The 22,212-nt window shown below is 71.3% G+C and carries 18 protein-coding genes; 5 read left to right on the top strand and 13 right to left on the bottom strand.

All coding sequences use genetic code 11. From position 1 onward, the window contains the following. The first annotated feature begins 26 nt into the window (after positions 1 to 26). Positions 27 to 740, top strand: coding sequence for an isocitrate lyase/phosphoenolpyruvate mutase family protein (locus PV679_RS16660; protein WP_319681033.1), 714 nt, complete (start codon positions 27 to 29; stop codon positions 738 to 740). A 141-nt stretch (positions 741 to 881) separates the two neighbouring features. Continuing rightward, positions 882 to 1,541, top strand: a complete 660-nt coding sequence (locus PV679_RS16655; protein ID WP_319681032.1) for a hypothetical protein — start codon at positions 882 to 884, stop codon at positions 1,539 to 1,541. 52 nt (positions 1,542 to 1,593) lie between these two features. Here the strand turns inward: PV679_RS16655 and PV679_RS16650 are convergent, their stop codons facing one another. From PV679_RS16650 to PV679_RS16615, 8 genes are all read right to left on the bottom strand, one after another. Then, positions 1,594 to 2,577, bottom strand: a complete 984-nt coding sequence (locus PV679_RS16650; RefSeq protein ID WP_319681031.1) for an ABC transporter substrate-binding protein — start codon at positions 2,575 to 2,577, stop codon at positions 1,594 to 1,596. Position 2,578: 1 nt separating this feature from the next. Continuing rightward, on the bottom strand, positions 2,579 to 4,486 hold the full coding sequence (locus tag PV679_RS16645) for an ABC transporter permease subunit (RefSeq protein ID WP_319681096.1): 1,908 nt from the start codon (positions 4,484 to 4,486) through the stop codon (positions 2,579 to 2,581). A gap of 65 nt (positions 4,487 to 4,551) precedes the next feature. Further along, complete coding sequence (locus tag PV679_RS16640; RefSeq protein WP_319681030.1) at positions 4,552 to 5,691, bottom strand: betaine/proline/choline family ABC transporter ATP-binding protein; 1,140 nt, start codon at positions 5,689 to 5,691, stop codon at positions 4,552 to 4,554. Beyond that, positions 5,688 to 7,244, bottom strand: coding sequence for a GMC family oxidoreductase (locus PV679_RS16635; RefSeq protein WP_319681029.1), 1,557 nt, complete (start codon positions 7,242 to 7,244; stop codon positions 5,688 to 5,690). The genes PV679_RS16640 and PV679_RS16635 overlap by 4 nt, the downstream gene beginning before the upstream one ends. A gap of 73 nt (positions 7,245 to 7,317) precedes the next feature. Beyond that, positions 7,318 to 8,820 carry an aldehyde dehydrogenase family protein gene (locus PV679_RS16630; RefSeq protein ID WP_319681028.1) on the bottom strand — a complete coding sequence of 501 codons (1,503 nt, stop codon included), beginning with the start codon at positions 8,818 to 8,820 and terminating at the stop codon, positions 7,318 to 7,320. A gap of 238 nt (positions 8,821 to 9,058) precedes the next feature. Beyond that, complete coding sequence (locus tag PV679_RS16625) at positions 9,059 to 10,048, bottom strand: malate dehydrogenase (RefSeq protein ID WP_319681027.1); 990 nt, start codon at positions 10,046 to 10,048, stop codon at positions 9,059 to 9,061. Positions 10,049 to 10,283: 235 nt separating this feature from the next. Next, positions 10,284 to 11,045, bottom strand: coding sequence for a DUF3017 domain-containing protein (locus PV679_RS16620; RefSeq protein WP_319681026.1), 762 nt, complete (start codon positions 11,043 to 11,045; stop codon positions 10,284 to 10,286). 35 nt (positions 11,046 to 11,080) lie between these two features. Beyond that, positions 11,081 to 11,944 (bottom strand): bifunctional methylenetetrahydrofolate dehydrogenase/methenyltetrahydrofolate cyclohydrolase, encoded by an 864-nt coding sequence (locus PV679_RS16615; protein ID WP_319681025.1) that lies wholly within the window; start codon positions 11,942 to 11,944, stop codon positions 11,081 to 11,083. 252 nt (positions 11,945 to 12,196) lie between these two features. Between PV679_RS16615 and PV679_RS16610 the strand changes: the two genes are divergently transcribed. Then, positions 12,197 to 12,799, top strand: coding sequence for a hypothetical protein (locus PV679_RS16610; RefSeq protein ID WP_319681024.1), 603 nt, complete (start codon positions 12,197 to 12,199; stop codon positions 12,797 to 12,799). A 115-nt stretch (positions 12,800 to 12,914) separates the two neighbouring features. Here PV679_RS16610 and purH read toward each other — a convergent pair whose 3' ends face one another. Beyond that, on the bottom strand, positions 12,915 to 14,477 hold the full coding sequence (gene purH / locus PV679_RS16605; protein ID WP_319681023.1) for a bifunctional phosphoribosylaminoimidazolecarboxamide formyltransferase/IMP cyclohydrolase: 1,563 nt from the start codon (positions 14,475 to 14,477) through the stop codon (positions 12,915 to 12,917). Then, positions 14,474 to 15,136 (bottom strand): phosphoribosylglycinamide formyltransferase, encoded by a 663-nt coding sequence (gene purN, locus PV679_RS16600; protein WP_319681022.1) that lies wholly within the window; start codon positions 15,134 to 15,136, stop codon positions 14,474 to 14,476. The genes purH and purN overlap by 4 nt, the downstream gene beginning before the upstream one ends. A 321-nt stretch (positions 15,137 to 15,457) precedes the next feature. Between purN and PV679_RS16595 the strand changes: the two genes are divergently transcribed. Next, positions 15,458 to 16,429: a hypothetical protein gene (locus PV679_RS16595; RefSeq protein WP_319681021.1), complete on the top strand. Its 972-nt coding sequence runs from the start codon at positions 15,458 to 15,460 to the stop codon at positions 16,427 to 16,429. Here the strand turns inward: PV679_RS16595 and PV679_RS16590 are convergent. Further along, positions 16,419 to 18,200 carry a DUF6350 family protein gene (locus PV679_RS16590; protein WP_416069737.1) on the bottom strand — a complete coding sequence of 594 codons (1,782 nt, stop codon included), beginning with the start codon at positions 18,198 to 18,200 and terminating at the stop codon, positions 16,419 to 16,421. The genes PV679_RS16595 and PV679_RS16590 overlap by 11 nt on opposite strands. A gap of 108 nt (positions 18,201 to 18,308) precedes the next feature. Here PV679_RS16590 and PV679_RS16585 point away from each other — a divergent pair, with 108 nt between their 5' ends. Continuing rightward, complete coding sequence (locus PV679_RS16585; protein WP_319681019.1) at positions 18,309 to 19,808, top strand: sigma factor-like helix-turn-helix DNA-binding protein; 1,500 nt, start codon at positions 18,309 to 18,311, stop codon at positions 19,806 to 19,808. 87 nt (positions 19,809 to 19,895) lie between these two features. Here PV679_RS16585 and sucD read toward each other — a convergent pair whose 3' ends face one another. Continuing rightward, the gene (gene sucD, locus PV679_RS16580; RefSeq protein WP_319681018.1) at positions 19,896 to 20,780 is read right to left on the bottom strand and encodes a succinate--CoA ligase subunit alpha; all 885 of its coding nucleotides are present in this window, start codon (positions 20,778 to 20,780) and stop codon (positions 19,896 to 19,898) included. Between the two features lie 45 nt (positions 20,781 to 20,825). Next, positions 20,826 to 22,001, bottom strand: a complete 1,176-nt coding sequence (sucC, locus tag PV679_RS16575; protein WP_319681017.1) for an ADP-forming succinate--CoA ligase subunit beta — start codon at positions 21,999 to 22,001, stop codon at positions 20,826 to 20,828. Positions 22,002 to 22,212 lie beyond the last annotated feature (211 nt).

Raw genomic sequence — 22,212 nt, 5'->3', positions numbered from 1 at the left:
TTCAACGGACAACGGGACACGAGGACATGACAGTTTCGGCCTTTCGCGCGCTGCACCACGGCCGCGCCGACGACGACCCGCTCATCCTGCCGGGTCCCTGGGACGCCGCCAGCGCCCGCGTCTTCGCGGACGCGGGCTTCCCGGCGCTCGCCACGCCGAGCGCCGGGCTGGCGGCCTCGCTCGGTCATGAGGACGGTGCGACTCCGCCGGACGAGATGTTCGGCGCGGTCGCCCGGATCGCCCGCGCCGTCTCCGTACCCGTGTCGGCGGACATCGAGGACGGCTACGGCCTCGCTCCCCAGGAGCTGGTCGCCCGTCTCCTGGACACGGGCGCCGTCGGCTGCAATCTGGAGGACTCCTCCGGCGGCACGCTCAAGGATCCGCGTCGCCACGCCGACTGGCTGGCGGAGGTGTGCGCCGCCGCCGGCGACGATCTCTTCGTCAACGCGCGCGTCGACACCTTCGTCCACGGCGGCGGCGACCCGGCCGACGCGGTGGCCCGTGCCCGTCTCTATGTCGCCGCCGGTGCCGACTGCGTCTATCCGATCGCCGCACCGGCCGAGGCGCTTCCGGTGCTCCGGGCCGGTATCGAGGGGCCGGTCAACATGGTGGCGCTGCCCGGCGGCCCGCCTCTTCCCGAACTGGGCCGGCTGGGCGCGACACGCGTCACCTTCGGTCCGGGACTGCAACGGCGCGCCATGGCGGCCGTCAAGGACATGGCGGAACAGTTGCGCGGCTGAGCCGGGCGCGGCGCGCCGCAGGCGGTCCCGTTCGACGCGGAGTCGGGCCAGGGAGACCACGTCCTCTACGCTGTCCACCGGCTCAGCCGACCGCGTGGGCCGCCTTCCGGGGCCCGTGGCCGTCACCACCGAAAGATCCGTATGACCATGCACCACCCCGGCCTCCCGCAGGACCTGCCGTCGCCCGAGCTGCTCTGGGCCCGGTGGGCGGCGATCGCCGTTGTCACCGCCAATGAGGAGCGGGAGAGCGACCGCGATCCCACCGGCTACTGGCTCGACGACGAAGGTCTGCACTTCAACGACGCCGGCGCCTCCTGGTGGACGCTGATCCGGACGGAGGACGGCCGGGCGTTGCTCTTCGGCGAGGACGAGTCAGGCGGAGTGAAGTGGCACGAGCCGCCCGTCGATCTGTTCGAGGGCGCTCCGGAATGGCTGCCGCACGACAGGCTCCAGTACCTGCTCGAAGGCTATGAACTCGGATGTGTCTACTGGTACGAGGACGGCGCCTGGGCCCGCGCGCCCTATCCCGACGGCCTGCGCGACGACGGTCTCGACGGCGGGATGGGCCGGTTCGGTTCACGGGAGCGCGCGGCGGACGAGCTGGACGCCTGTCTCGACTCGGAGATCGACTTCGAGCGCGTCATGGACCTGATCACGCACGCCGAGCAGGGCACGCTGACCGGTGGGCTGCTGGAGACCCTTGTCGCCGAATCCGACTGGGCCGACTCCGACCCGCATGCCATGGCGGAGGCGCTGCGCCGCTCCCGCCTGGACGAAGGCGGCACCGGCCAGGAGTTCTGACCACGGCCGGTACGGCCCCGGCGGCCGTCCCGGCTGCGGCCCGCCCGCCTCTCTACTCCTCCGGCAGCCACTTCCGCCACACCGTCTCGTTCGCCCCGACCCACTTCCCGGCCGCCGCCTCCGGCGAGAGGCCCTGGTCGGCGATCATCAGGGCCACCTCGTTCTGCTGCTCGGTCGTCCAGGTGAAGTTCTTCAGCAGCGCGGCGGCTCCACCGCCCTGCCTGGCGAAGTCCGCGTTGAGGTACTTCTGGAGCGGAGTGTGCGGATAGGCGCAGGCGACCTTCTCGGGATCGGCGTCACAGCCCTCCTTGTACTCGGGAAGCCGGACCTCCGTCATCGGCACCTTCTCGAACAGCCACTGCGGCTTGTACCAGTAGCTGAGGAAGGGCTTCTTCTCTTTGGCGAACTGCTTGATCTGCGTGATCTGCGCCGCCTCCGAGCCCGCGAACACGACCTGGAAGTCCAGGTCCAGGCTGTTCACCAGCGCCTTGTCATGGGTGACATACGACGGTGAGCCGTCCAGGAGCTGTCCCTTGCCGCCGCTCTCCGGAGTGCGGAACTGATCCGCGTACGTGTCGAGGTTCCGCCAGTCGGTGACGTCCGGATGCCGCTTCGCGAAGTACGTCGGGACAAACCAGCCGATGTGCCCGGTGACTCCGAGGTCTCCGCCTGGTTCGATCGTCTTCTTGTCGTCGACGTACCGCTTCTCCTGGTCGGGATGGCCCCAGTCCTCCAGGATGGCGTCGACCCGGCCCTGGCTGAGCGCGTCCCAGGCCGGGATCTCGTCGACCTGGACGGTGTCCACGCGATAGCCCAGTTCGTGTTCGAGCAGATACGTCGCCACCGCCACATTGGCCTGGGCGCCGACCCAGGACTGCACGGAGAGCGTGACGGTCTTCGAGCCTCGCGCGTTGGCGTACGGAGACGCCTGCTGGGTCATGTCGGCCGCGCCGCAGCCGGTGGCCGCCAACAGCGCGGCCACCGAGGCGAGGGCCAACGCCGGCCGCGTACGAGTCCGCTGATGAGTACGGGCCATGTCAGGCATCCTTACGGTTCCGGCCGGTGCGGCGTTCGGTGGGCTGGGTGACCCGGTCGAGCATCAGGCCGAGACAGACGATGGCCGCGCCGGCGACGAGCCCGGTCGCCAGATCGCCCTGCGCCAGGCCGAACACCACGTCGTACCCGAGTGCCCCGCCGCCCACCAGACCGCCGATGATGACCACGGCGAGCACCAGGACCACTCCCTGGTTGAGCGCGAGGAGCAGCGCGGGACCGGCCAGTGGAAGCTGCACCTGGCGCAGTCGCTGGCCACCGGTCGCGCCGAGCGAGCGCGCCGACTCCAGGGCCGCCGGGTCGACCTGGCGCAGTCCCTGGGTGGTGATGCGGACGACGGCCGGCAGGGCGTAGACGACAGCGGCGGCGACGGCGGGCGCCCGGCCCACGCCGAAGAGAGCGACCACCGGTATCAGATAGACGAACTGCGGCAGGGTCTGGAAGACGTCCAGCACGGGCCGGAGCAGTGCCTCGGTCCTGGCACCGCGAGCGGCCGCGATCCCGGCGGCGAAGCCGATGACAAGGGTGACCGCGACGGCGGCCAGCACCTGGGACAGCGTGTCCAGGGACGGCTTCCACACGCCGAGGACACCGATCGCGGCCATGGCGAGGACGGCCGTCAGAGCTGTCCGCCAGGTGCCGATCAGCAGCGCGAGACCGGCCACGAGCAGCAGGACGGACCACCACGGCAGGATCTGGAGACCGTCGCGGAGCGGGTCGAGGATCCAGCCGGTGAAGTGGCCGGCCCAGTCGGCGGTGCCGCCGATGAGCGGGACTCCGGAGTAGAGATGGCCGGTCATCCAGTCGACGGCGCGGTTGACGGGTCCCGCGATGTCCACGGTCCAGGCGTCCGGCCAGGTGAGCCGGTCCGTGAGCCGTCCCGCGGCGACGACGAGGACGGCCGCCGCGGCGGCGACGGCCCAGCCGGTCCGGCCCGTACGGAACCGTCCCGCGCCGCGCGCCCGGTCGCCGGAGCCCGCCGCGGCCGTCGTACGGTCCAGCACCACGGCGAGCAGCACGATCGGCAGTCCGGCGGCCAGCGCCGCGCCCACATCGACCGAGGCCAGCGCCTGGTAGACCCGGTCGCCGAGACCACCGGCGCCGATCACGGACGCGATCACGGCCATCGAGAGCGCCATCATGATCGTCTGGTTGAGGCCGAGCAGCAGTTCCTTGCGCGCGAGCGGCAGACGCGCGGTCAGCAGCCGCTGCCGTCCGGTCGCGCCGAGCGAGGCGACCGCCTCCATCACTCCGCCGTCCGCGTCACGCAGGCCGAGCGCGGTGAGCCGGGCCATCGGCGGAGCCGCGTACACGACGGTCGCCAGCACCGCCGCCGGGACGCCGATGCCGAAGATCAGCACCACCGGCAGCAGATAGGCGAAGGCGGGCAGCACCTGCATGGTGTCGAGCAGCGGCCGCAGCACCCGGTACAGCCGGTCCGAGAGTCCGGCGGCGAGTCCGAGCAGCGCGCCCAGCGCCACGGAGACGGTGACCGCCACGGTCATCAGCGCCAGGGTCTGCGTGGTCGGCACCCACATGCCGAGCAGACCGCAGACGGCGAACGAGACCGCGGCGGTGACGGCGAGCCGTAGGCCGGCGACCCGCCAGGCGATCAGCGCGGCGGCCGCCGTGACACCGGCCCAGCCGATGCCGAGCAGCAGCAGATACACGCCGCGCACGGCCAGCACGACGGCGTTGCTGATGTGTCCGAAGAAGTAGAGGAAGAGCGGATGGCTGTCGCGGTTGTCGATGATCCAGTCGCTGGCGCCGCCGAGCGGTCCTGACAGATCGACGGTCAGCGCGCCGGGCCAGGCGGTGCCGGGCCAGCGGGTGAGGGCCGCCGGTACGAGGACCGCGGCGAACACGGCGAGCAGCAGCAGCTTGCCGGACATCCGGCCGCTGAGCAGGGACGAGAGCGCCGTGCGCGGGACGGACGCGGTGGTCGTGGCGGTGGCCGTCACAGAATCGTCTCCCTGGCCTCCGGCCGCGCCGCGGACGGCGCCCTGGACCCGGCCGTGCCCGCCACCACCTCCAGCAGACAGGCCCGGTCGACGACGCCGAGCAGCCTGCCCTTGTCGACGACGCGCGCCGCCGCTTCGCCGGAGCGCGCGACCGCCTCGATCGCCTCGGAGACGGTCGCGGTCGGAGCGAGCGCAGGACCGGAGTCGGTGTCACCGGCCACCGCGTGCCGCATGGCGGCTCCTACGGTGATGACCTGCTCACGCGGCACGTCACGGACGAAGTCCCGTACATACGCGTCGGCCGGCCGGCCGACGATCTCCTCCGGTGTGCCGAGCTGCACGATCCGGCCGTCGCGCATGAGCGCGATCCGGTCGCCGAGGCGCAGCGCCTCGTTGAGGTCATGGGTGATGAACACCATCGTGCGGCCCTCCTCGCGGTGCAGCCGGAGGACCTCCTGCTGCATATCGCGGCGGATGAGCGGATCGAGCGCGCTGAACGGCTCGTCGAACAGCAGGACGTGCGGATCGACGACCAGCGCGCGGGCCAGTCCGACCCGCTGCTGCTGACCGCCGGAGAGCTGGCCGGGCCGGCGGTTCTCCAGTCCGTCGAGGCCCACCTTGGCGACGGCGCCGGCGGCCTTCTCCCGGCGCTCCGCCCGGCCCATGCCCTGGATCTCCAGGCCGTAGGCGACATTGTCGAGGACCGAACGGTGCGGCAGCAGACCGAAGTGCTGGAAGACCATGGCGGCGCGGTGGCGGCGCAGTTCGCGCAGCCGGGCCTTGTCCATGGACAGGACGTCCTCGCCGTCGATGGCGATCCGTCCTGACGTCGGCTCGATGAGCCGGGTCAGACAGCGCACGAGCGTGGACTTGCCGGAGCCGGACAGGCCCATGACGACAAAGACCTCGCCCTGGTGGACGTCGAAGGAGACATCGCGTACGGCGGCGGTGCAGCCGGTGCGTTCGCGCAGCTCGGCCGGCGTGAGCGCGCCGAGCGCCGGGTCGCCGGGGACGCGGTGCGCCGTGGGGCCGAAGACCTTCCACAGGCCGCTGACGGCGAAGACGGGTGGTCGTCCGGCGCCCGGCGGCGCCGCGGCGCTCTCCGGGACATCCGCTGTCCCCGCGAATCGGTTCATCGGATCGGGCCCTTCTCCTCGGTGCGGATGTCCGCCGTACCGGCTTCGGTGCGCAGCAGTTCGGCGCATTTCTCTCCGACCATCAGGACCCCGATCATCGGATTCACGGCGGGCATCGCCGGGAAGACGGACGCGTCGGCGATCCGGATGCCGTCGAGTCCACGGATCCTCAGGTCCGGTGCGACCACGGCGAGTTCGTCGGTCGCGGCGCCCATCCGGCAGGTTCCGGCCGGGTGGTACACGGTGTGCGCGCACTTACGGGCGTACTCGCTCAGCTCCTCGTCGGAGGTGACCTCGGGTCCCGGGCAGACCTCGCGCTTCAGCCAGCTCGCCAGCGGCTCCGCCGCGGCGACCCGCCGCGCGATCCTGATGCCGTCGACGAGGGTCCGGCCGTCGTAGTCGTCCTCGTCGGTGAAGTAGCGGAAGTCCAGCGCCGGTTTGGCCTCCGGGTCCGCGCTTGTCAGCGAGAGCCGGCCACGGCTGCGCGGCTTGGGAATGTTCGGAGTCATCGACACGCCGTGCTCGGGCCGCTCGTAGCCCAGCCGCTCCGGATGGTCGGTGAACGGGATCTGGTAGAAGTGGAACATCAGATCCGGTCCCGCCGCCGCCGGGTCGCGCCGGACGAACAGGCCCGCGTCCGAATCCATCGCCGAGTTCTCCGGGATCGGTCCTTCCGTCTCCCAGACGATCACCGACTCGGGATGGTCGAGCAGGTTCTCGCCGACGCCCGGCAGATCGTGCGTGACGGGTATGCCGAGCTTCTCCAGATCCGCGCGCGGCCCGATGCCCGAGTGCAGCAGCAGTCGCGGACTGTCCACCGCTCCGGCGCAGACGAGGATCTCGCGCCGGGCCTCGACGAGCAGTTCCTCGCCGTCCTTCGTCCGCACGCGTACGCCCGTGGCGCGCGCGCCGTCCAGCTCCAGCCTGAACGCCCAGGTCTCCAGCAGCAGATGGAGATTGGGCCGGTCCAGGAAAGGATGCAGATAGGCGACCGACGCCGAGGACCGCTTGTTGTCCTCCGGGTGGTACGCGAGGTCGAAGAAGCCGGCGCCCTCGTGGAACGGCTTCTCGTTGAAGGAGCCGACGCGCGGGATGTCCAGCGCGTCCCGCGCCGCGTCGACGAAGTCACGTGCGATGGCGTTACGGTCCCGCTCGTCAACCGGCACGATGTTGTTGCGCAGCCGGCCGAAGTACGGCTCCATGGACCGCGCGTCCCAGCCCTCGGCTCCGGCCGCCGCCCACTCGTCCCAGTCCGACGGCAGCGGCTTGAACGCGATGAGCGTGTTGTGGGAGGAGCAGCCGCCGAGCACCCGGGCTCTGCTGTGTCTGATGTGCGAGTTGCCGCGTGGCTGCTCGGTCGTCGGATAGTCGTAGTCGAGGTCGCCGCCCAGCAGCCCCATCCAGCGCCGCAGTGTCAGCACGTCGGGACGGTCGATGTCGGACGGCCCGCCCTCGATGACGGCGACGGTGATGTCCGGGTCCTCGGTCAGCCGGGACGCGATCACCGATCCCGCGGTGCCGCCCCCGACGACGACATAGTCGTACTCGGCCATAGCTGCTCAGCTCCTCTTCCGGAGGTCCTGCGAGGTTCGGTCGCTCATGGGCGCGCGCCGGCGCGCGGTGCGGTCAGCCCGCGAACCAGCGGACCGGGCGCGGTTCGAGGTTCTGGTAGATGTGCTTGGCCTCGCGGTACTCGGCGAGTCCCGCCGGTCCCAGCTCCCGTCCGATGCCGGACTTGCCGAAGCCGCCCCACTCCGCCTGCGGCAGATAGGGATGGAAGTCGTTGATCCATACGGTGCCGTGGCGCAGCCGTCCGGCCACGCGCCGCGCGCGTCCCGCGTCCGCGCTCCACACGCCGCCCGCCAGCCCGTAGTCGGTGTCATTGGCCAGCGCGACGGCCTCGTCCTCGGTACGGAAGGTCTCCACGGTCAGCACGGGGCCGAACACCTCTTCCCGTATGACGCGCATGCCACGGTGGCACTGGTCGAGGACGGTCGGCTCGTAGAAGTAGCCGTCCGCGTGCCGTACGTCCGAAGGGTCCGGACGCTTGCCGCCGGCGCGCAGCACCGCGCCTTCCGCGAGCGCCGAGGCGACATAGTCCTCGGTCTTCGCGAGCTGTCCGGCCGAGACGAGCGGGCCGCACTCCACGCCCTCGCCGGTGCCGCGTCCGAGGCGGATCCGCTGGGCGCGGCGGGCGAGTTCACCGACGAAGCGCTCGCGTACGGACTCCTCGACGATAAGCCGCGAACCGGCCGAGCAGACCTGGCCGCTGTGGATGAAAGCGGCGTTCAGCGCCTGGTCGACGGCGGTGTCGAAACCCTCGTCGGTGGCGCAGGCGTCGGCGAAGACGACGTTCGGGTTCTTGCCGCCGAGTTCGAGTGCGACCTTCTTCACGCCGGAGGCGGCGGCCCGCATCACCTTCGTACCGCTGCTGAGTCCGCCGGTGAACGACACGAGGTCCACCGACGGGTGTTCGGCCATCCTGGCGCCCACGGTGTCGCCCGCGCCGGTCACCAGATTGGCGACGCCGGGCGGCAGACCGGCCTCGGCGAGCAGATCGATGAGGTCGACGGTGGAGAGCGGCGTGAGCTCGCTCGGCTTGACCACGAAGGTGTTGCCCGCGGCGAGCGCCGGAGCGATCTTCCAACTCGCCTGGAGGAGAGGGTAGTTCCACGGTGTGATCAGCGCGCAGACACCGACGGGCTCATGCACGACCACGCTGTGGACGGTGTCCGAGCCGGCGTCGACGACCCGGCCGCCGCTCTCGTTCATCACGAGATCCGCGAAGTAGCGGAAGGCGTCGGCGACGCAGTCGACGTCGACGCGGCCTTCCTCCAGGGTCTTGCCGGAGTCCCTGCTCTCCAGCAGCGCTGTCTTCTCCCGGTTGCGGATCAGCAGATCGGCGGTCCGGCGCAGCAGAGCGGCCCGCTCGGCGACCGGCGTACGCGGCCACGGACCGAGGTCGAACGCCGTGCGCGCGGCGGTGATCGCGGCGTCGGCGTCCTCGGCGCTCCCTTCGGACACGACGGCGAGCACGGTCGCGTCGGCGGGGTCGAGGATGTCGCGGGTGGCACCGGAGGAGGCTTTTCGCCACTCTCCGTCCACATGAATGGTCTGTTGTGCCGACACGTCGCGTATTGCCTTCCGCTTCCAGGGCCTTCTCCACCAGCGAGAACTGGCGATCCGGGCGCCTGCCCCGAAGGGCGGAAAGCATGCGTGTCCGATGACCGGAAGTGGATGGCGTCACGCGGCGGAGGTGTTACGCGCAGGGCCCCGGTCCACCGGGACTTCGGTGGACCGGGGCCCTGCGGGAGGCCGCGTGCGCTCCGTTCGGAGCGGTTTCGGCGTAATACGGCGTAATGCGGCGTCAGATCAGGCCGAGCTCGCGCACCGCGTCGCGCTCCTCGGCGAGTTCACGCACCGAGGCGTCGATCCGGGCGCGCGAGAAGTCGTTGATGTCCAGGCCCTGGACGATCTCGTACGCGCCGTCCTTGGTGGTGACCGGGAAGGAGGAGATCAGGCCCTCCGCCACACCGTAGGAGCCGTCGGACGGAACACCCATGGAGGTCCAGTCGCCCTCGGCGGTGCCGTTCACCCAGGTGTACACGTGGTCGAGGGCCGCGTTGGCCGCCGAGGCGGCCGAGGAGGCGCCACGGGCCTCGATGATCGCGGCGCCGCGCTTGGCGACGGTCGGGATGAACGTGTCGGCCAGCCATGCCTCGTCGTTCACGGTCTCCGCGGCGTTCTTGCCGGCGATCTCCGCGTGGAAGATGTCCGGGTACTGGGTGGCGGAGTGGTTGCCCCAGATCGTCAGGCGCTTGATGTCGGAGACCGCGGCGCCGGTCTTCCGCGCGAGCTGCGAGATCGCGCGGTTGTGGTCGAGGCGGGTCATCGCGGTGAAGCGCTCGGCGGGCACGTCGGGCGCGGCGGCCTGGGCGATCAGCGCGTTGGTGTTGGCCGGGTTGCCGACGACGAGCACCTTGATGTCGTCGGCGGCGTGGTCGTTGATGGCCTTGCCCTGCGGCTTGAAGATGCCGCCGTTGGCGGAGAGCAGGTCGCCGCGCTCCATGCCCTTCGTACGGGGACGGGCGCCGACGAGCAGGGCGACGTTCGCGCCGTCGAAGGCGACGTTCGGGTCGTCCGTGATCTCGATACCGCGGAGCAGCGGGAAGGCGGAGTCGTCGAGCTCCATCGCGGTGCCCTCGGCGGCCTTCAGGCCCTGCGGAATTTCCAGGAGACGCAGGTTGACCGGCACATCCGCGCCGAGCAGATGACCGGAGGCGATGCGGAAGAGCAGCGCGTAACCGATCTGGCCGGCCGCGCCGGTGACGGTGACATTCACGGGAGTGCGGGTCATGGCGATCTCCGTAAGAGCTGGCGGTGGGGGTCCCTGCCCCGGGTGCGGGACATCTCCACACGCTGAACTGAATCTTGACGTGAAGAGATATCCAGCGGTCAGGCTATCCGACCCGGGACACCGCGCCGCGCCGCCCCCTGGGCGCGGCCGGACGGCGTCCGTCCTCCCTCGGCGGAGAGGACGGACGCCGTCTCGCGCGCGTACCGCGAAAGCGTCAGACTCGACCGGTCCGCTGTCATGTCACGGTCGAGTGGACCACGTCCTCCAGGAACGGGATCTCCAGCCACGGCCTGGGCTGTGTCATCAGCGCGAGCAGCACGATCGCGAGACCCAGCAGGCCGTACGTGACCATGTCGGTGAAGCGCGAACGGACGGCCAGCATGCCCACGGACGGCAGCACGCGCCGCAGCGCCGCGCCGCCGATCAGAGCGAGGCCGATCAGGATCGTGCCGATCCGGAACGCCTCGGCGAAGGGATGCAGCCCGACGATCAGCAGCCCGAGGCCAATGGTCCCGAGCACGCTGAGCAGCGGCCACTGCCGCGCGGGCGCGGGCGCGTCCCGTGGCGCGGCGCGGCCGGCGCCCTCGGGCGGTGCGGTGTCCCGGGTGACGGGCGAGAAGCGCCGGGTCTCCTCGGCCGGTTCCGCCTCCTCGGCCGGTTCGTTGTCACCGGCCGGTTCCGCGTGATCGGTGTCTTCGGCGTGCTCGGCCTGGTCGGTGTGGCCGACTGCCTCGCGCGGCGCGGCGTCCGGTGCAGCGCCACGAGCCGTCGAGTCCGCCTCGGCGGGCTCTGCCGCCGGGCCCGCCTCCGCCACCGGAAGCACCGCCTCCGCGGGGCCCGCCGGCACCGTCCCTGCGCGGGCCCTCGGCGCGACACCCGTCGCCGGGAGAGCCGGCTCGGGCACGTCCCGTATCGGCGCGGCCGGCTCCGCGGTGTCCGTCTTCCGCGCGCCGCGCGGCGACCGGGCCGCGTCGCCCGCGCTCGTACCAGCACCCATGGGTGCCCCTTTCCGGATTACGGTTCGGCCGTCGGTCAGCCGGCGTCGGCGGCGGCGCGTTCGGCCGCCTCGACCACATTGACCAGAAGCTGGGCGCGGGTCATCGGGCCGACGCCGCCGGGGTTCGGCGAGATCCAGCCGGCCACCTCGGCGACGCCCGGGTGGACATCACCGACGATCTTGCCGTTCTCGTCACGGCTGACGCCGACATCGAGGACCGCCGCGCCCGGTTTCACGTCCTCGGGCTTGACGATGTGCGGTACTCCGGCGGCGGACACGATGATGTCCGCCCTCCTGAGGTGCGCCGACAGATCACGGGTGCCGGTGTGGCACTGCGTCACCGTCGCGTTCTCGGACTTGCGCGTCAGCAGCAGCGGGATCGACCGGCCGACGGTGATACCGCGGCCCACGACCACGATGTCCGCGCCCTTGATCTCCACGCCGTGGTGGCGCAGGAGCTGGATGATGCCGTACGGCGTGCAGGGCAGCGGCCCCGTCTCGTTCAGCACCAGCCGGCCGAGGTTCATCGGATGCAGCCCGTCGGCGTCCTTGGCCGGGTCCATCAGCTCCAGCACCCGGTTGGTGTCGATGCCCTTGGGCAGCGGAAGCTGCACGATGTAGCCGGTGCACTCCGGGTTGGCGTTCAGCTCCCGGACCACGGACTCGATCTCCTCCTGAGTGGCCGTGGCGGGCAGCTCGCGCTGGATCGAGGCGATACCGACCTCGGCGCAGTCGCGGTGCTTGCCGTTCACGTACCAGCGGCTGCCCGGGTCGTCGCCCACCAGCAGCGTCCCCAGGCCGGGCGTGACGCCCCGCTCTTTGAGAGCCGCCACGCGGACGGTCAGATCGGACTTGATCGCGGCTGCGGTGGCCTTGCCATCGAGAATCTGGGCAGTCATGACCCCATCCTCGCGGATGACCCCGTCCCGGTTCCAATCCGTGCCCACCAGGCGTTCCGTTCGCGCGGTCGTCCGGCCACACACGAGGTTGCGCTTGCACAACACCTACGGATAGTCACTGGACAAATCGAGACGGTGATAACACGATTGCCGCGCAGTGCGCGGGCAGCGTCGGGGGGCAGACCGCTCAGGCTTGAGAAGTTCCTCCACGCGGGCCGTGCCGTCCCCGCATCACCGACGGAGGAACCCGCCATGAGCTTCGGCGAACCCGACAACCCGTACGGCAAGCCGCAGGGCCAGCAGCCGGATCAGCAGCCCGGCTACGGCCAGCAGCCCGGCCAGCAGCCCGGATACGGCTATCCGCAGGGCCAGCAGCCGCCAGGATACGGCTATCCGCAGGCCCCGCCGGTCCAGCCGTACGGCTATCCCGCGGCGCCCACGCAGATGCCGGGCGGTGTCAAGGCGGCCCGCGTGATGCTGTGGGTCATCTCGGGCTTCCAGATCCTCAGCGGGATTCTCGCCTTCGCCGCGATGGGCACCATCGACGAGGCGATCGACGACGCCGGCGCCGGCAGCGCCGAGGCCGAGGCCTTCGCCGACCTCGGCAAGGGCGTCGTCGCCGTCGTGGCCGTGCTGACGCTGATCTTCGCCGCGCTCTCGATCACGCTGGCGCTGAAGATGAAGTCCGGCCGCAACGCCACCCGGGTCTGCGCGATCGTCTACGGCGCGTTCGCCACGCTCATCGGTGTGCTCGCGCTGCCGCTCGGCATCATCACCATGGCGCTCGGCATCCTGATCATCGTGTTCGTGGCGAAGTCGGACGGCGCGGCCTGGTTCCAGCGCCCGCGCCACTGACGCCACCATGCGCCGCTCACGCATGCTCCTGAAGGCACGAAGGCCGTGAACCGTCCCGTCCGGAGGTTCACGGCCTTCGTCCTTACCGGCGACCAGGAGGACGTGTCCGGCGCGCTCAGTGGAAGAAGTGCCGTGTCCCGGTGAAGTACATCGTCGCGCCGGCCTTCTCCGCCGCCTCGACGGCCTGCTCGTCGCGGACCGATCCGCCCGGCTGGACCACGGCCCTGACGCCCGCGTTCAGCAGGATCTCCAGACCGTCGGGGAACGGGAAGAACGCGTCGGACGCGGCGTACGAGCCACGGGCGCGCTCCTCACCGGCCCGCTCCACCGCGAGCTTCGCCGAGTCGACCCGGTTGACCTGGCCCATACCGACGCCCACCGACGCTCCGCCCTTGGCGAGCAGGATCGCGTTGGACTTGACCGCGCGGCTCGCGCGCCAGGCGAAGGCCAGCTCCGCCAGTTCGGCCTCGGACAGCGCCTCACCGGTCGCGAGGGTCCAGTTCGCCGGGTCGTCGCCGTCGGCCTGGAAACGGTCGGTGACCTGGAGCAGCGCACCGCCGTCGATCGGCTTGACCTCGACCCGCGCGGCCGGCGGCTCGGCGCAGCGCAGCACCCGGATGTTCTTCTTGCGTGCCAGCACCTCGACGGCGCCGTCCTCGTAACCGGGCGCGACGATGACCTCGGTGAAGATCTCGGCGACCTGCTCGGCCATCTCGACGGACACCGGCCGGTTGACGGCGATCACGCCGCCGAAAGCGGACAGCGGGTCGCTGGCGTGCGCCTTGCGGTGAGCCTCGGCGACATCGTCACCGATCGCGATCCCGCACGGATTGGCGTGCTTGATGATCGCGACGCAGGGCTCGGCGTGGTCGTACGCGGCGCGGCGCGCGGCGTCCGTGTCCGTGTAGTTGTTGTACGACATCTCCTTGCCGTGCAACTGCTCGGCCTCGGCCAGACCGCCTTCGGCGCTGGTGTAGAGCGCGGCGGGCTGGTGCGGGTTCTCGCCGTAGCGGAGCACGTTCTTGCGCTCGTACGTGGCGCCCAGGAAGTCCGGGAAGCCGGAGTCGTCCGCGGCCGCGTAGTCGTCGGCGAACCACGAGGCCACGGCCACGTCGTAGGCGGCGGTGTGCCGGAACGCCTCGGCCGCCAGCCGCTTGCGGGTCGTCAGGTCGAACCCGCCGTCCCGTACGGCGCCGAGGACGTCCGCGTACCGCTCGGGGCTGGTGACGACCGCGACCGACGGATGGTTCTTGGCGGCGGCCCGGACCATCGAGGGACCGCCGATGTCGATCTGCTCGACGCACTCGTCCGGAGTGGCGCCGGAGGCGACCGTCTCGCGGAACGGATAGAGATTGACGACGACCAGGTCGAACGGCTCGATGTCCAGCTCGGCGAGCTGCTCGCGGTGCGAGTCGAGCCGCAGGTCGGCGAGGATCCCGGCGTGGACGCGCGGATGCAGCGTCTTGACCCGGCCGTCCAGGCACTCGGGGAAGCCGGTCAGCTCCTCGACCTTGGTGACCGGCACACCGGCGGCGGCGATCTTCGAGGCGGTGGAGCCCGTCGAGACCAGGGTGACGCCCGCCTCGTGCAGCCCGCGGGCCAGCTCTTCCAGGCCCGTCTTGTCGTAGACGCTGACCAGCGCGCGGCGGATCGGCCGCTTCGTACCTTCGGCGGTCACTGGATTGTTACCTTTCGTCCCTCAATGCGGTAGCCGTGCCGGGCCAGACGCCCCACGACCTCGACGAGCAGCCGTCGCTCGACTTCCTTGATGCGCTCATGGAGAGCGTCTTCATCGTCCTCGTCCCGGACCTCGACCACGCCCTGCGCGATGATCGGGCCGGTGTCGACTCCGTCGTCGACGAAGTGGACGGTGCAGCCGGTGACCTTCGCTCCGTACGCGAGTGCTTCGCGTACGCCGTGGGCACCGGGAAAACTGGGCAGCAGCGCGGGATGCGTGTTGACGAACCGTCCGCCGAAGCGCGCGAGGAACTCCTTCCCCACGATCTTCATAAAACCGGCCGAGACGACCAGGTCCGGTTCGTACGCCGCGGTCGCGCCGGCGAGCGCCGCGTCCCACGCGTCGCGCGTCCCGTAGTCCTTCACCCGGTGGACGAAGGTCGGCAGCCCGGCGCGCTCGGCACGCTCCAGACCGGCGATACCGCCGCGGTCCGCGCCGACGGCGACGATCCGCGCCCCGAAGGACTCCGGGTCGTCGCCGATGGCGTCGAGCAGTGCCTGCAGATTCGTCCCGGATCCGGAGACCAGGACCACCAGCCGGGCCGGACGGCCGGACGACGGCGGAACGGTCAGGGAGGCGGAGGAAGGCGGGGAGGCCACAGCGGGCGCCTTTCTGGGAGCGGGCACAGCCTCGCGGGTCGTGCGGCGTTGTGCGGCTTTGTACGGTCGGCGGCGTTGTGCGGCTTGTGTGGTCGTACGGCTTTGTGTGGTCGTACGAACGAATCGCGTTCCCCGATACGGGGAACTCTACGAAGGAGCCGACCGTCAGCAACGATACCGGCACACCGAGCGGCCCCCACGGGACGGGGGCCTGGCCGGGAGGTAGCGTCTGGGGACAGGGTTCCGTCTCCAGGACGGCCATCCGGGACACGACACAGGACAAGACCCGCGCACCGGGTCCGAGGGGAAGACGTTCACCAGATGCAGGACCGACGCCGCCGCACGGCACTCCGCCTCCCGCCGCCCGCTGGGCCGGTGCTGCTGCCGCGGGAACGCCAGTCCTCCTCCACCGGGCCTTCGGGGAGCTCTCGTTCTTCCGGCGACCCGGGCTCCGCTGGTTCCACCGGCTCCTCGGGGCCCGGCGGAAGCCCGGACGCCGGTGGATCACCGGACTCTCCGGACTCCAGCGGGCCGGGCGGCTCTCCTGGTGCCTCCGGGTCCGGTGGCTCCTCCGACGACAATCCCTTCGCACCGCCGCCCGAGGGCAGGCCGGACCAGCCGTGGCGGCCGCGCCGTCCCGAACACGGTGACTCACCGGACGGCGCGTCGGGCCGTGGCGGCTGGGGCAGCCAGTGGAGCAGCCGTCAGCCGGGCCGCTCGTCGGGCGGCTTCGGCAGCCGTCCCGGCGGTCAGAGCGACGAGAACGGCCAGGGCGGCGGCCAGGAGGGTCCCGACGGAGGCCGTGGCGGCGGGCTGCGCTGGGATCCGACCGACCCGGTACAGCGCCGCGCGCGCTACGCACTGCTCTCCGGCATGTGGGCCTTCTTCTTCGCGCTCTTCGACTTCCCGGAGATCGGGCTGCTGCTCGGCGCGCTGGCGCTGTACTGGGGCATCAGCTCTCTGCGCGACAAGCCCGGCAAACCGGGCAAGCAGCCGTCCGGTCAGGAGGAAGCCGCGTCCGGCGCTCCGGCCTCGGTCGCGGCGCTCACCGGACAGCGGAACACCGCTCCGGGCTCGGGACCGGCCTCGAAGAGACAGCAGAGGACGGCGGCGGTGAGCGGTCTGGTGACTGCCTGTCTCGCGCTGGCGATCGTCGCGGCGACGTTCTCCGTACAGCTCGCCTACCGCGACTACTACACCTGTGTGAACGACTCACTGACCAAGACCGGCCAGCTCTCCTGCAACGATCTGCTGCCGCGTTCGCTGGTCCCGGTCTTCGGCGTCAAGGAGTGACATCCGGCCGCTCGCCGGAGTCGCGCTCCTTGGCGTAGAGCGGCTCCGGCGGCGCCGGCTCCGGTCCTCGCTTCTCCTCGCGCGCCGGACGCGGCGGCGCGGCCGTGGGACCGCCCGTGGCGTCCTTGCTCATCGGCCGGCGTGTCTCCCACGCGCCGCGCTCGTGCCAGGCGCCGGCCGGCAGAAAGTCGTACGGCTCGGAGTCCGGGCCGGACGCGTCCGCCGGATCCGCCTCCGGCCGGACAGCGGTGGCCGCCGGTGTGACCGGTGTCCGCGGCGCCGCTCCGGCGGGCTCCTCCGCCACGGCCGGCGGCCTCGCGTCGCGCCGCCACGGCACCGGCCGCCACGACACGGGCCACCGTGACATCGGCCACCATGACAGCGGCGACCACGACACAGGCCACCACGGCTCCCGCCATCGCGCGAACCTCGTCGCGCCGGGCTCGTCCTCGCCACCGCGTTCCCACAGCCGCCAGGCCCGCAGCAGCAGCGCCGCCGGTACCGCGAGCGGCACCGTCCAGGCGAGCGCCGCCGCCCCGGCCCGCCACCACACCGGCCCGAAGGCCGCCAGGTCGGCGTTGCCCAACGGCCCGCCGGACATCGCCGCCAGGAACGCCGTCAGCGCCGAGCACGCCACGCCTCCGAGCGCCGCCACCAGCGCGGTCCGGCGCACGCTCCAGGTCTCTTCCCGGACGGCCCCCGGCGCGGCGGCGGCCTGCACCGCGAACCACGCCACCGCCAGCCCCGCCAGCACCGGCACGGCCGGTGCGACCCAGTTCTGCGCGGTTCCCGTCCCGTCGGGCACCGCCGCCAGCAGCGGAAAGACCGGCAGCGCCGGTGTGCCCACGACGCCGAACGGTGTCGCCGTCGAGGCCGTACCGAGGGCGAATCCCGGTCCGAGCGCGTACACGGCGCCCCAGACAGCGGCGTTCGGGACGAGCGTCAGCCCGAGCAGCAGTACGGCGAGCCGTCCGGACCAGTCACCGGCGAGTTTCAGAAAGGAGGCGTGCACCAGGTCGCCGTGCCACACCAGCGAGGCCCCGACGAACAGCGCACCGCCACCCAGAAGCACCAGGGCTCCGGCGGTCCCGGACCGCAGCGCCACCGCGCAGGTGCGGCGGGACTCCGGCACCCAGACGACACGCGCCCAGACGACACGCAGCAGCAGGCCCCGAACGGCTCCCGGCGCCCATGGCGGCGGCGGACCGAGCGGCCGTCCGCTGCCGTTCCAGGCGCCGGCGCCCGTCGCGGCCACCGTCACGGCGAACAGCGTGAGCGCCGCGCGCAGCGGATGCGCCGAGAGCGGTCCGCCCGACACATAGATCACGACGACCGCGCCGACCAGCAGATATCCGCCCGTCATGGCGCAGACGACACCGACCGCGGTGAGCTGCGGATTTCCCTCGTCGGGCGTCAGGGCGTCCCGGGCGGCCCGGTACGCCGGCCACACCGGCAGGATCGAGAGCAGCAGCGGTACGACCCCGAGCGGCGCCGGGCCTCCGGCGAGGCTGTCGGGACGTACCAGCTCGACACCATGGGCGAGCAGCCAGAGCGCGGCGGCGATCCGCAGCGCCCCGCCGGCGCCGCTGTCGGGGTACGGCGAGCTGATCCACATCGCCACCACCAGCACGGCGAACGCGCCGAGTCCGAGGACGGCGGCGATGACTCCGCGGAGGAAAGAGGCGGTCAGCGCGGCGGCACGGCCTCGCTCCGCCGCCGAGGCCGAGGACAACGACGGGCTGCGATCGGTCAATTGGGTCACGCCGCACATGCTGCCAACGACACGCGCCTTATTCGCGTAACGGACGAATAGCCGTTGTGTCGCTCATCATATGTTTATGTGTTTTTCTGACTATAAGAGTGCTGCGGGGAGTAACTCATGACGCAGAGCACCACGTCCGGCGCCTCCGCCACCCCGCTGCCCTCCCCCGAGGAGCGGCGCGGGCTGCGTGAGGCGAAGTCGATGAGCGAGAAGCAGGTCGCGACGGCGGTGGGCGTCACGCGGTCGACGATCCGCTCCTGGGAGGCCGGCCGTACGGCTCCTCGGGGCCGCAAGGGAAAGGCGTACACGAAGCTGCTGGCCGGCTTCGCGGCGGAGCTGCACGAGAAGGCCGTGCGGGCCGAGCAGGCCCAGCAGGTGGAAACGGAGGCGCGTAAGGCGGCCGAGGAGCGGTCCGCCACAAGGGAACGGGACACGGCCGGGGCACAGGACCGCGCGAAGACGAGGCCGCCGGCCCGGGACGGCGCCGCGAGACCCGCCGAGAAGCGGGACACCGGCCCACCGGCTCCCGTGAAGCGCGGCACCGGACCGTCGTCCGGTGCGGCCACCGGCGTCGCCGGTCCCGCGCTCAGAGCGGGCCCACACGCCGCGGGCCCGGGCGCCGGTCAGGGCTCCGCCGGGTCCGCCGGGACGGTGGAAAGGACCGTGCTCGTGGCGGCCGGGCCCGGGAAGTCCGGGGACGCGGTGCCCGGAGACGGCGCGTCCGGGGCGGCGGTGTCCGGAGCCGCCGCGTCCGGGGCGGCGGTGTCCGGAGCCGGAACAGCCGGTGATGACCTCGGGCCGGTCCTTCCCGCCACTCCCGACCAGGCCTTTGACGCGCTGTACACACACACGGCGCCCGGCCTCGTGGGTCAGGCGTTTCTGCTCACCGGGCGGCGCGCGCTCTCGCAGGCGTCGGTCGAGCGCGCCTTCCGCCTCGCCTGGCAGCGCTGGCCGGAGGTGGCGGTCGACCGGGATCCGGCGGGCTGGGTACGGGCCGCGGCCTACGAGTACGCCATGTCGCCGTGGCGTCGGCCGCGGCGCGGCAACAAGCAGCCCGACTCGGTCCCGAGTGAGCTGGACGGCCCCGGCGGCCGGGCGCTGCGCGAGGCCCTGCTCGATCTGCCGCCGTCGTACCGCCGCGCGCTGCTGCTCTACGACGGTCTGGGGCTCGATCTGCCGGAGACGGCAGCCGAGACCGAGGCGAGCACTCCGGCCGTGGCGAACCGGCTGCTGCGCGCCCGTGAGGCCGTCGCCGACCGGCTGCCGGAGCTGGCCGACTCGGAGCTGCTGCACGAATGCCTGGACACTCTCGCGCAGTCGGTGACACCGCCGTCGGTCCCTCCGGCCCGTACCGTCCGGACCGGCGGTGAGCGGCGGGCCCGGGTCTGGACCCGGACGGCCATCGCCTTCACCGTGCTGATCGTCGGAGCGACCAGCTTCACTCTGGCCACGGCGCCCACCCAGTACGAGGCGCCGCAGGCCCCGGGCGAGCAGATCGACGGCGTCCCGGTGCCCAACGGTCCGGAGCGGCTGACCAAGGAGGATCTGAAGCTGCGGGACAAGCTCCGCCGGGAGCCCATGAAGGGACCGCCGCGGCTGCTGCCGGAGCCGCTCTGAGCACACACGCGTGGGCCCGCACCCTCTGAGGAGTGCGGGCCCCTGCGCGTTGTTCGTCCGGCCGGACGGGGCCTGGGCCCCGTCGACCTAGCCGGCGAGGATCGCGCGCGCCAGCTCGGCCGTCTCGGTCGGCGTCTTGCCGACCTTCACGCCCGCGGCCTCCAGGGCTTCCTTCTTCGCCTGGGCGGTGCCGGAGGAGCCGGAGACGATGGCGCCGGCGTGGCCCATGGTCTTGCCCTCGGGCGCGGTGAAGCCCGCGACGTAGCCGACGACCGGCTTGGTGACGTTCTTCGCGATGAAGTCCGCCGCGCGCTCCTCGGCGTCGCCGCCGATCTCACCGATCATCACGATCAGGTCGGTGTCGGGGTCGGCCTCGAACGCGGCGAGCGCGTCGATGTGCGTCGTACCGATGACCGGGTCGCCGCCGATACCGACGGCCGAGGAGAAGCCGATGTCACGGAGCTCGTACATCATCTGGTAGGTCAGCGTGCCGGACTTGGACACCAGACCGATGCGGCCGGGCTTGGTGATGTCGCCCGGGATGATGCCGGCGTTGGACTGGCCCGGAGTGATCAGTCCGGGGCAGTTCGGGCCGATGATCCGGGTCTTGTTGCCCTTGCTGCCCGCGTACGCCCAGAAGGCGGCGGAGTCGTGCACCGCGATGCCCTCGGTGATCACGACGGCCAGGCCGATCTCGGCGTCGATCGCCTCGACGACCGCGGCCTTGGCGAAGGCCGGCGGCACGAAGACGACGGACACGTCGGCGCCGGTCTTCTCGATGGCCTCGGCCACGGAGCCGAAGACGGGTACGGAGGTGCCGTCGAAGTCGACGGACGTACCGGCCTTGCGCGGGTTCACGCCGCCGACGATGTTGGTGCCGTCACTGAGCATGAGCTTGGTGTGCTTCATGCCGGTGGCGCCGGTCATCCCCTGGACGATGACCTTGCTGTCCTTGGTGAGGAAGATAGCCATGGTGTGTGCTGACCCTGTCCCTTGTCTGTCGAAGATGCGCGAACGTCAGCGCGCGGCCGCGAGCTCGGCGGCCTTGTCGGCCGCGCCGTCCATGGTGTCCACTCGCTGCACGAGCGGGTGGTTGGCGTCGGACAGGATCTTGCGACCCAGCTCCGCGTTGTTGCCGTCGAGCCGCACGACCAGCGGCTTCGTGACGTCCTCGCCCTTGGACTTGAGCAGCTCCAGGGCCTGGACGATGCCATTGGCGACCTCGTCGCACGCGGTGATGCCACCGAAGACATTGACGAACACGGACTTGACGTCCGGGTCGCCGAGGATGATCTCCAGGCCGTTCGCCATGACCTCGGCGGAGGCGCCGCCGCCGATGTCGAGGAAGTTGGCGGGCTTGACGCCGCCGTGGACCTCACCGGCGTACGCGACGACGTCGAGGGTCGACATGACCAGACCCGCGCCGTTGCCGATGATGCCGACCTCACCGTCGAGCTTGACGTAGTTGAGGTTCTTGGCCTTGGCGGCGGCCTCCAGCGGATTGGCCGCGGCCTTGTCCTCAAGCGCCTCGTGCTCGGGCTGGCGGAAGTCCGCGTTCTCGTCCAGCGAGACCTTGCCGTCAAGCGCGATGATCTTGCCGTCGCCGGACTTGATCAGCGGGTTGACCTCGACGAGGAGGGCGTCCTCCTTGATGAAGACGGTCCACAGCTTCTGCAGAACGTCCGCGACCTGACCGGCGATCTCGGCCGGGAACTTCGCGGCGGCGACGATCTCGGCGGCCTTCTCCGGGGTGCAGCCCTCGTTGGCGTCGACCGGGATCTTGGCGAGCGCGTCGGGGTTCTCCTCCGCGACGACCTCGATCTCCACGCCGCCCTCGACGGACGCCATGGCGAGGAAGGTGCGGTTGGTGCGGTCCAGCAGGAAGGAGACGTAGTACTCCTCCGCGATGTCCGCGGTCTCGGCCAGCATCACCTTGTGGACCGTGTGGCCCTTGATGTCCATGCCCAGAATCTGGCCGGCCTTCTCGACGGCGTCCGCCGGGTCGGAGGCCAGCTTCACGCCACCGGCCTTGCCGCGGCCGCCGACCTTGACCTGCGCCTTGACGACGGCCTTGCCGCCGAGACGCTCGGTGACCTCGCGGGCCGCCTCAGGCGTTTCGATGACTTCACCGGCCAGCACCGGTACACCGTGCTTGGCGAAGAGGTCCCTCGCCTGGTACTCGAACAGGTCCACGCGCGTCCGTCCCTTTGTCTTCTGAAAACCGCAGCTTGGTGATCGCGGGTTCGTTGTCTGCGTGGGCGTGCCGCTGAGGGCAACGTGACTGCGCTGTCACTGAGGAAGGCGTACACGCTGTCCGGTACGCGGCATGTCCGTCTCGCAGGTTATCTCCGTGGGCCGTGGGTCCCTAAATCGCGGATGACACCTGAGCGGTGATACCTGTCAC

The organism is Streptomyces sp. AK02-01A (assembly GCF_033795305.1).
Classification (GTDB): Bacteria; Actinomycetota; Actinomycetes; order Streptomycetales; family Streptomycetaceae; genus Streptomyces.
The sequence above is the reverse complement of the archived record's forward strand: the minus strand, read 5'-3'. Positions and strand labels throughout refer to the sequence as shown.

Excerpts from the sequence above, each read along its gene's own strand:
- PV679_RS16660 (WP_319681033.1), top strand. The coding sequence starts at position 27 with ATGACAGTTTCGGCCTTTCGCGCGCTGCACCACGGCCGCGCCGACGAC.
- PV679_RS16655 (WP_319681032.1), top strand. The coding sequence starts at position 882 with ATGACCATGCACCACCCCGGCCTCCCGCAGGACCTGCCGTCGCCCGAG.
- PV679_RS16650 (WP_319681031.1), bottom strand. The coding sequence starts at position 2,577 with ATGGCCCGTACTCATCAGCGGACTCGTACGCGGCCGGCGTTGGCCCTC.
- PV679_RS16645 (WP_319681096.1), bottom strand. The coding sequence starts at position 4,486 with ATGTCCGGCAAGCTGCTGCTGCTCGCCGTGTTCGCCGCGGTCCTCGTA.
- PV679_RS16640 (WP_319681030.1), bottom strand. The coding sequence starts at position 5,691 with ATGAACCGATTCGCGGGGACAGCGGATGTCCCGGAGAGCGCCGCGGCG.
- PV679_RS16635 (WP_319681029.1), bottom strand. The coding sequence starts at position 7,244 with ATGGCCGAGTACGACTATGTCGTCGTCGGGGGCGGCACCGCGGGATCG.
- PV679_RS16625 (WP_319681027.1), bottom strand. The coding sequence starts at position 10,048 with ATGACCCGCACTCCCGTGAATGTCACCGTCACCGGCGCGGCCGGCCAG.
- PV679_RS16620 (WP_319681026.1), bottom strand. The coding sequence starts at position 11,045 with ATGGGTGCTGGTACGAGCGCGGGCGACGCGGCCCGGTCGCCGCGCGGC.
- PV679_RS16615 (WP_319681025.1), bottom strand. The coding sequence starts at position 11,944 with ATGACTGCCCAGATTCTCGATGGCAAGGCCACCGCAGCCGCGATCAAG.
- PV679_RS16610 (WP_319681024.1), top strand. The coding sequence starts at position 12,197 with ATGAGCTTCGGCGAACCCGACAACCCGTACGGCAAGCCGCAGGGCCAG.
- PV679_RS16595 (WP_319681021.1), top strand. The coding sequence starts at position 15,458 with ATGCAGGACCGACGCCGCCGCACGGCACTCCGCCTCCCGCCGCCCGCT.
- PV679_RS16590 (WP_416069737.1), bottom strand. The coding sequence starts at position 18,200 with ATGTGCGGCGTGACCCAATTGACCGATCGCAGCCCGTCGTTGTCCTCG.
- PV679_RS16585 (WP_319681019.1), top strand. The coding sequence starts at position 18,309 with ATGACGCAGAGCACCACGTCCGGCGCCTCCGCCACCCCGCTGCCCTCC.
- sucD (WP_319681018.1), bottom strand. The coding sequence starts at position 20,780 with ATGGCTATCTTCCTCACCAAGGACAGCAAGGTCATCGTCCAGGGGATG.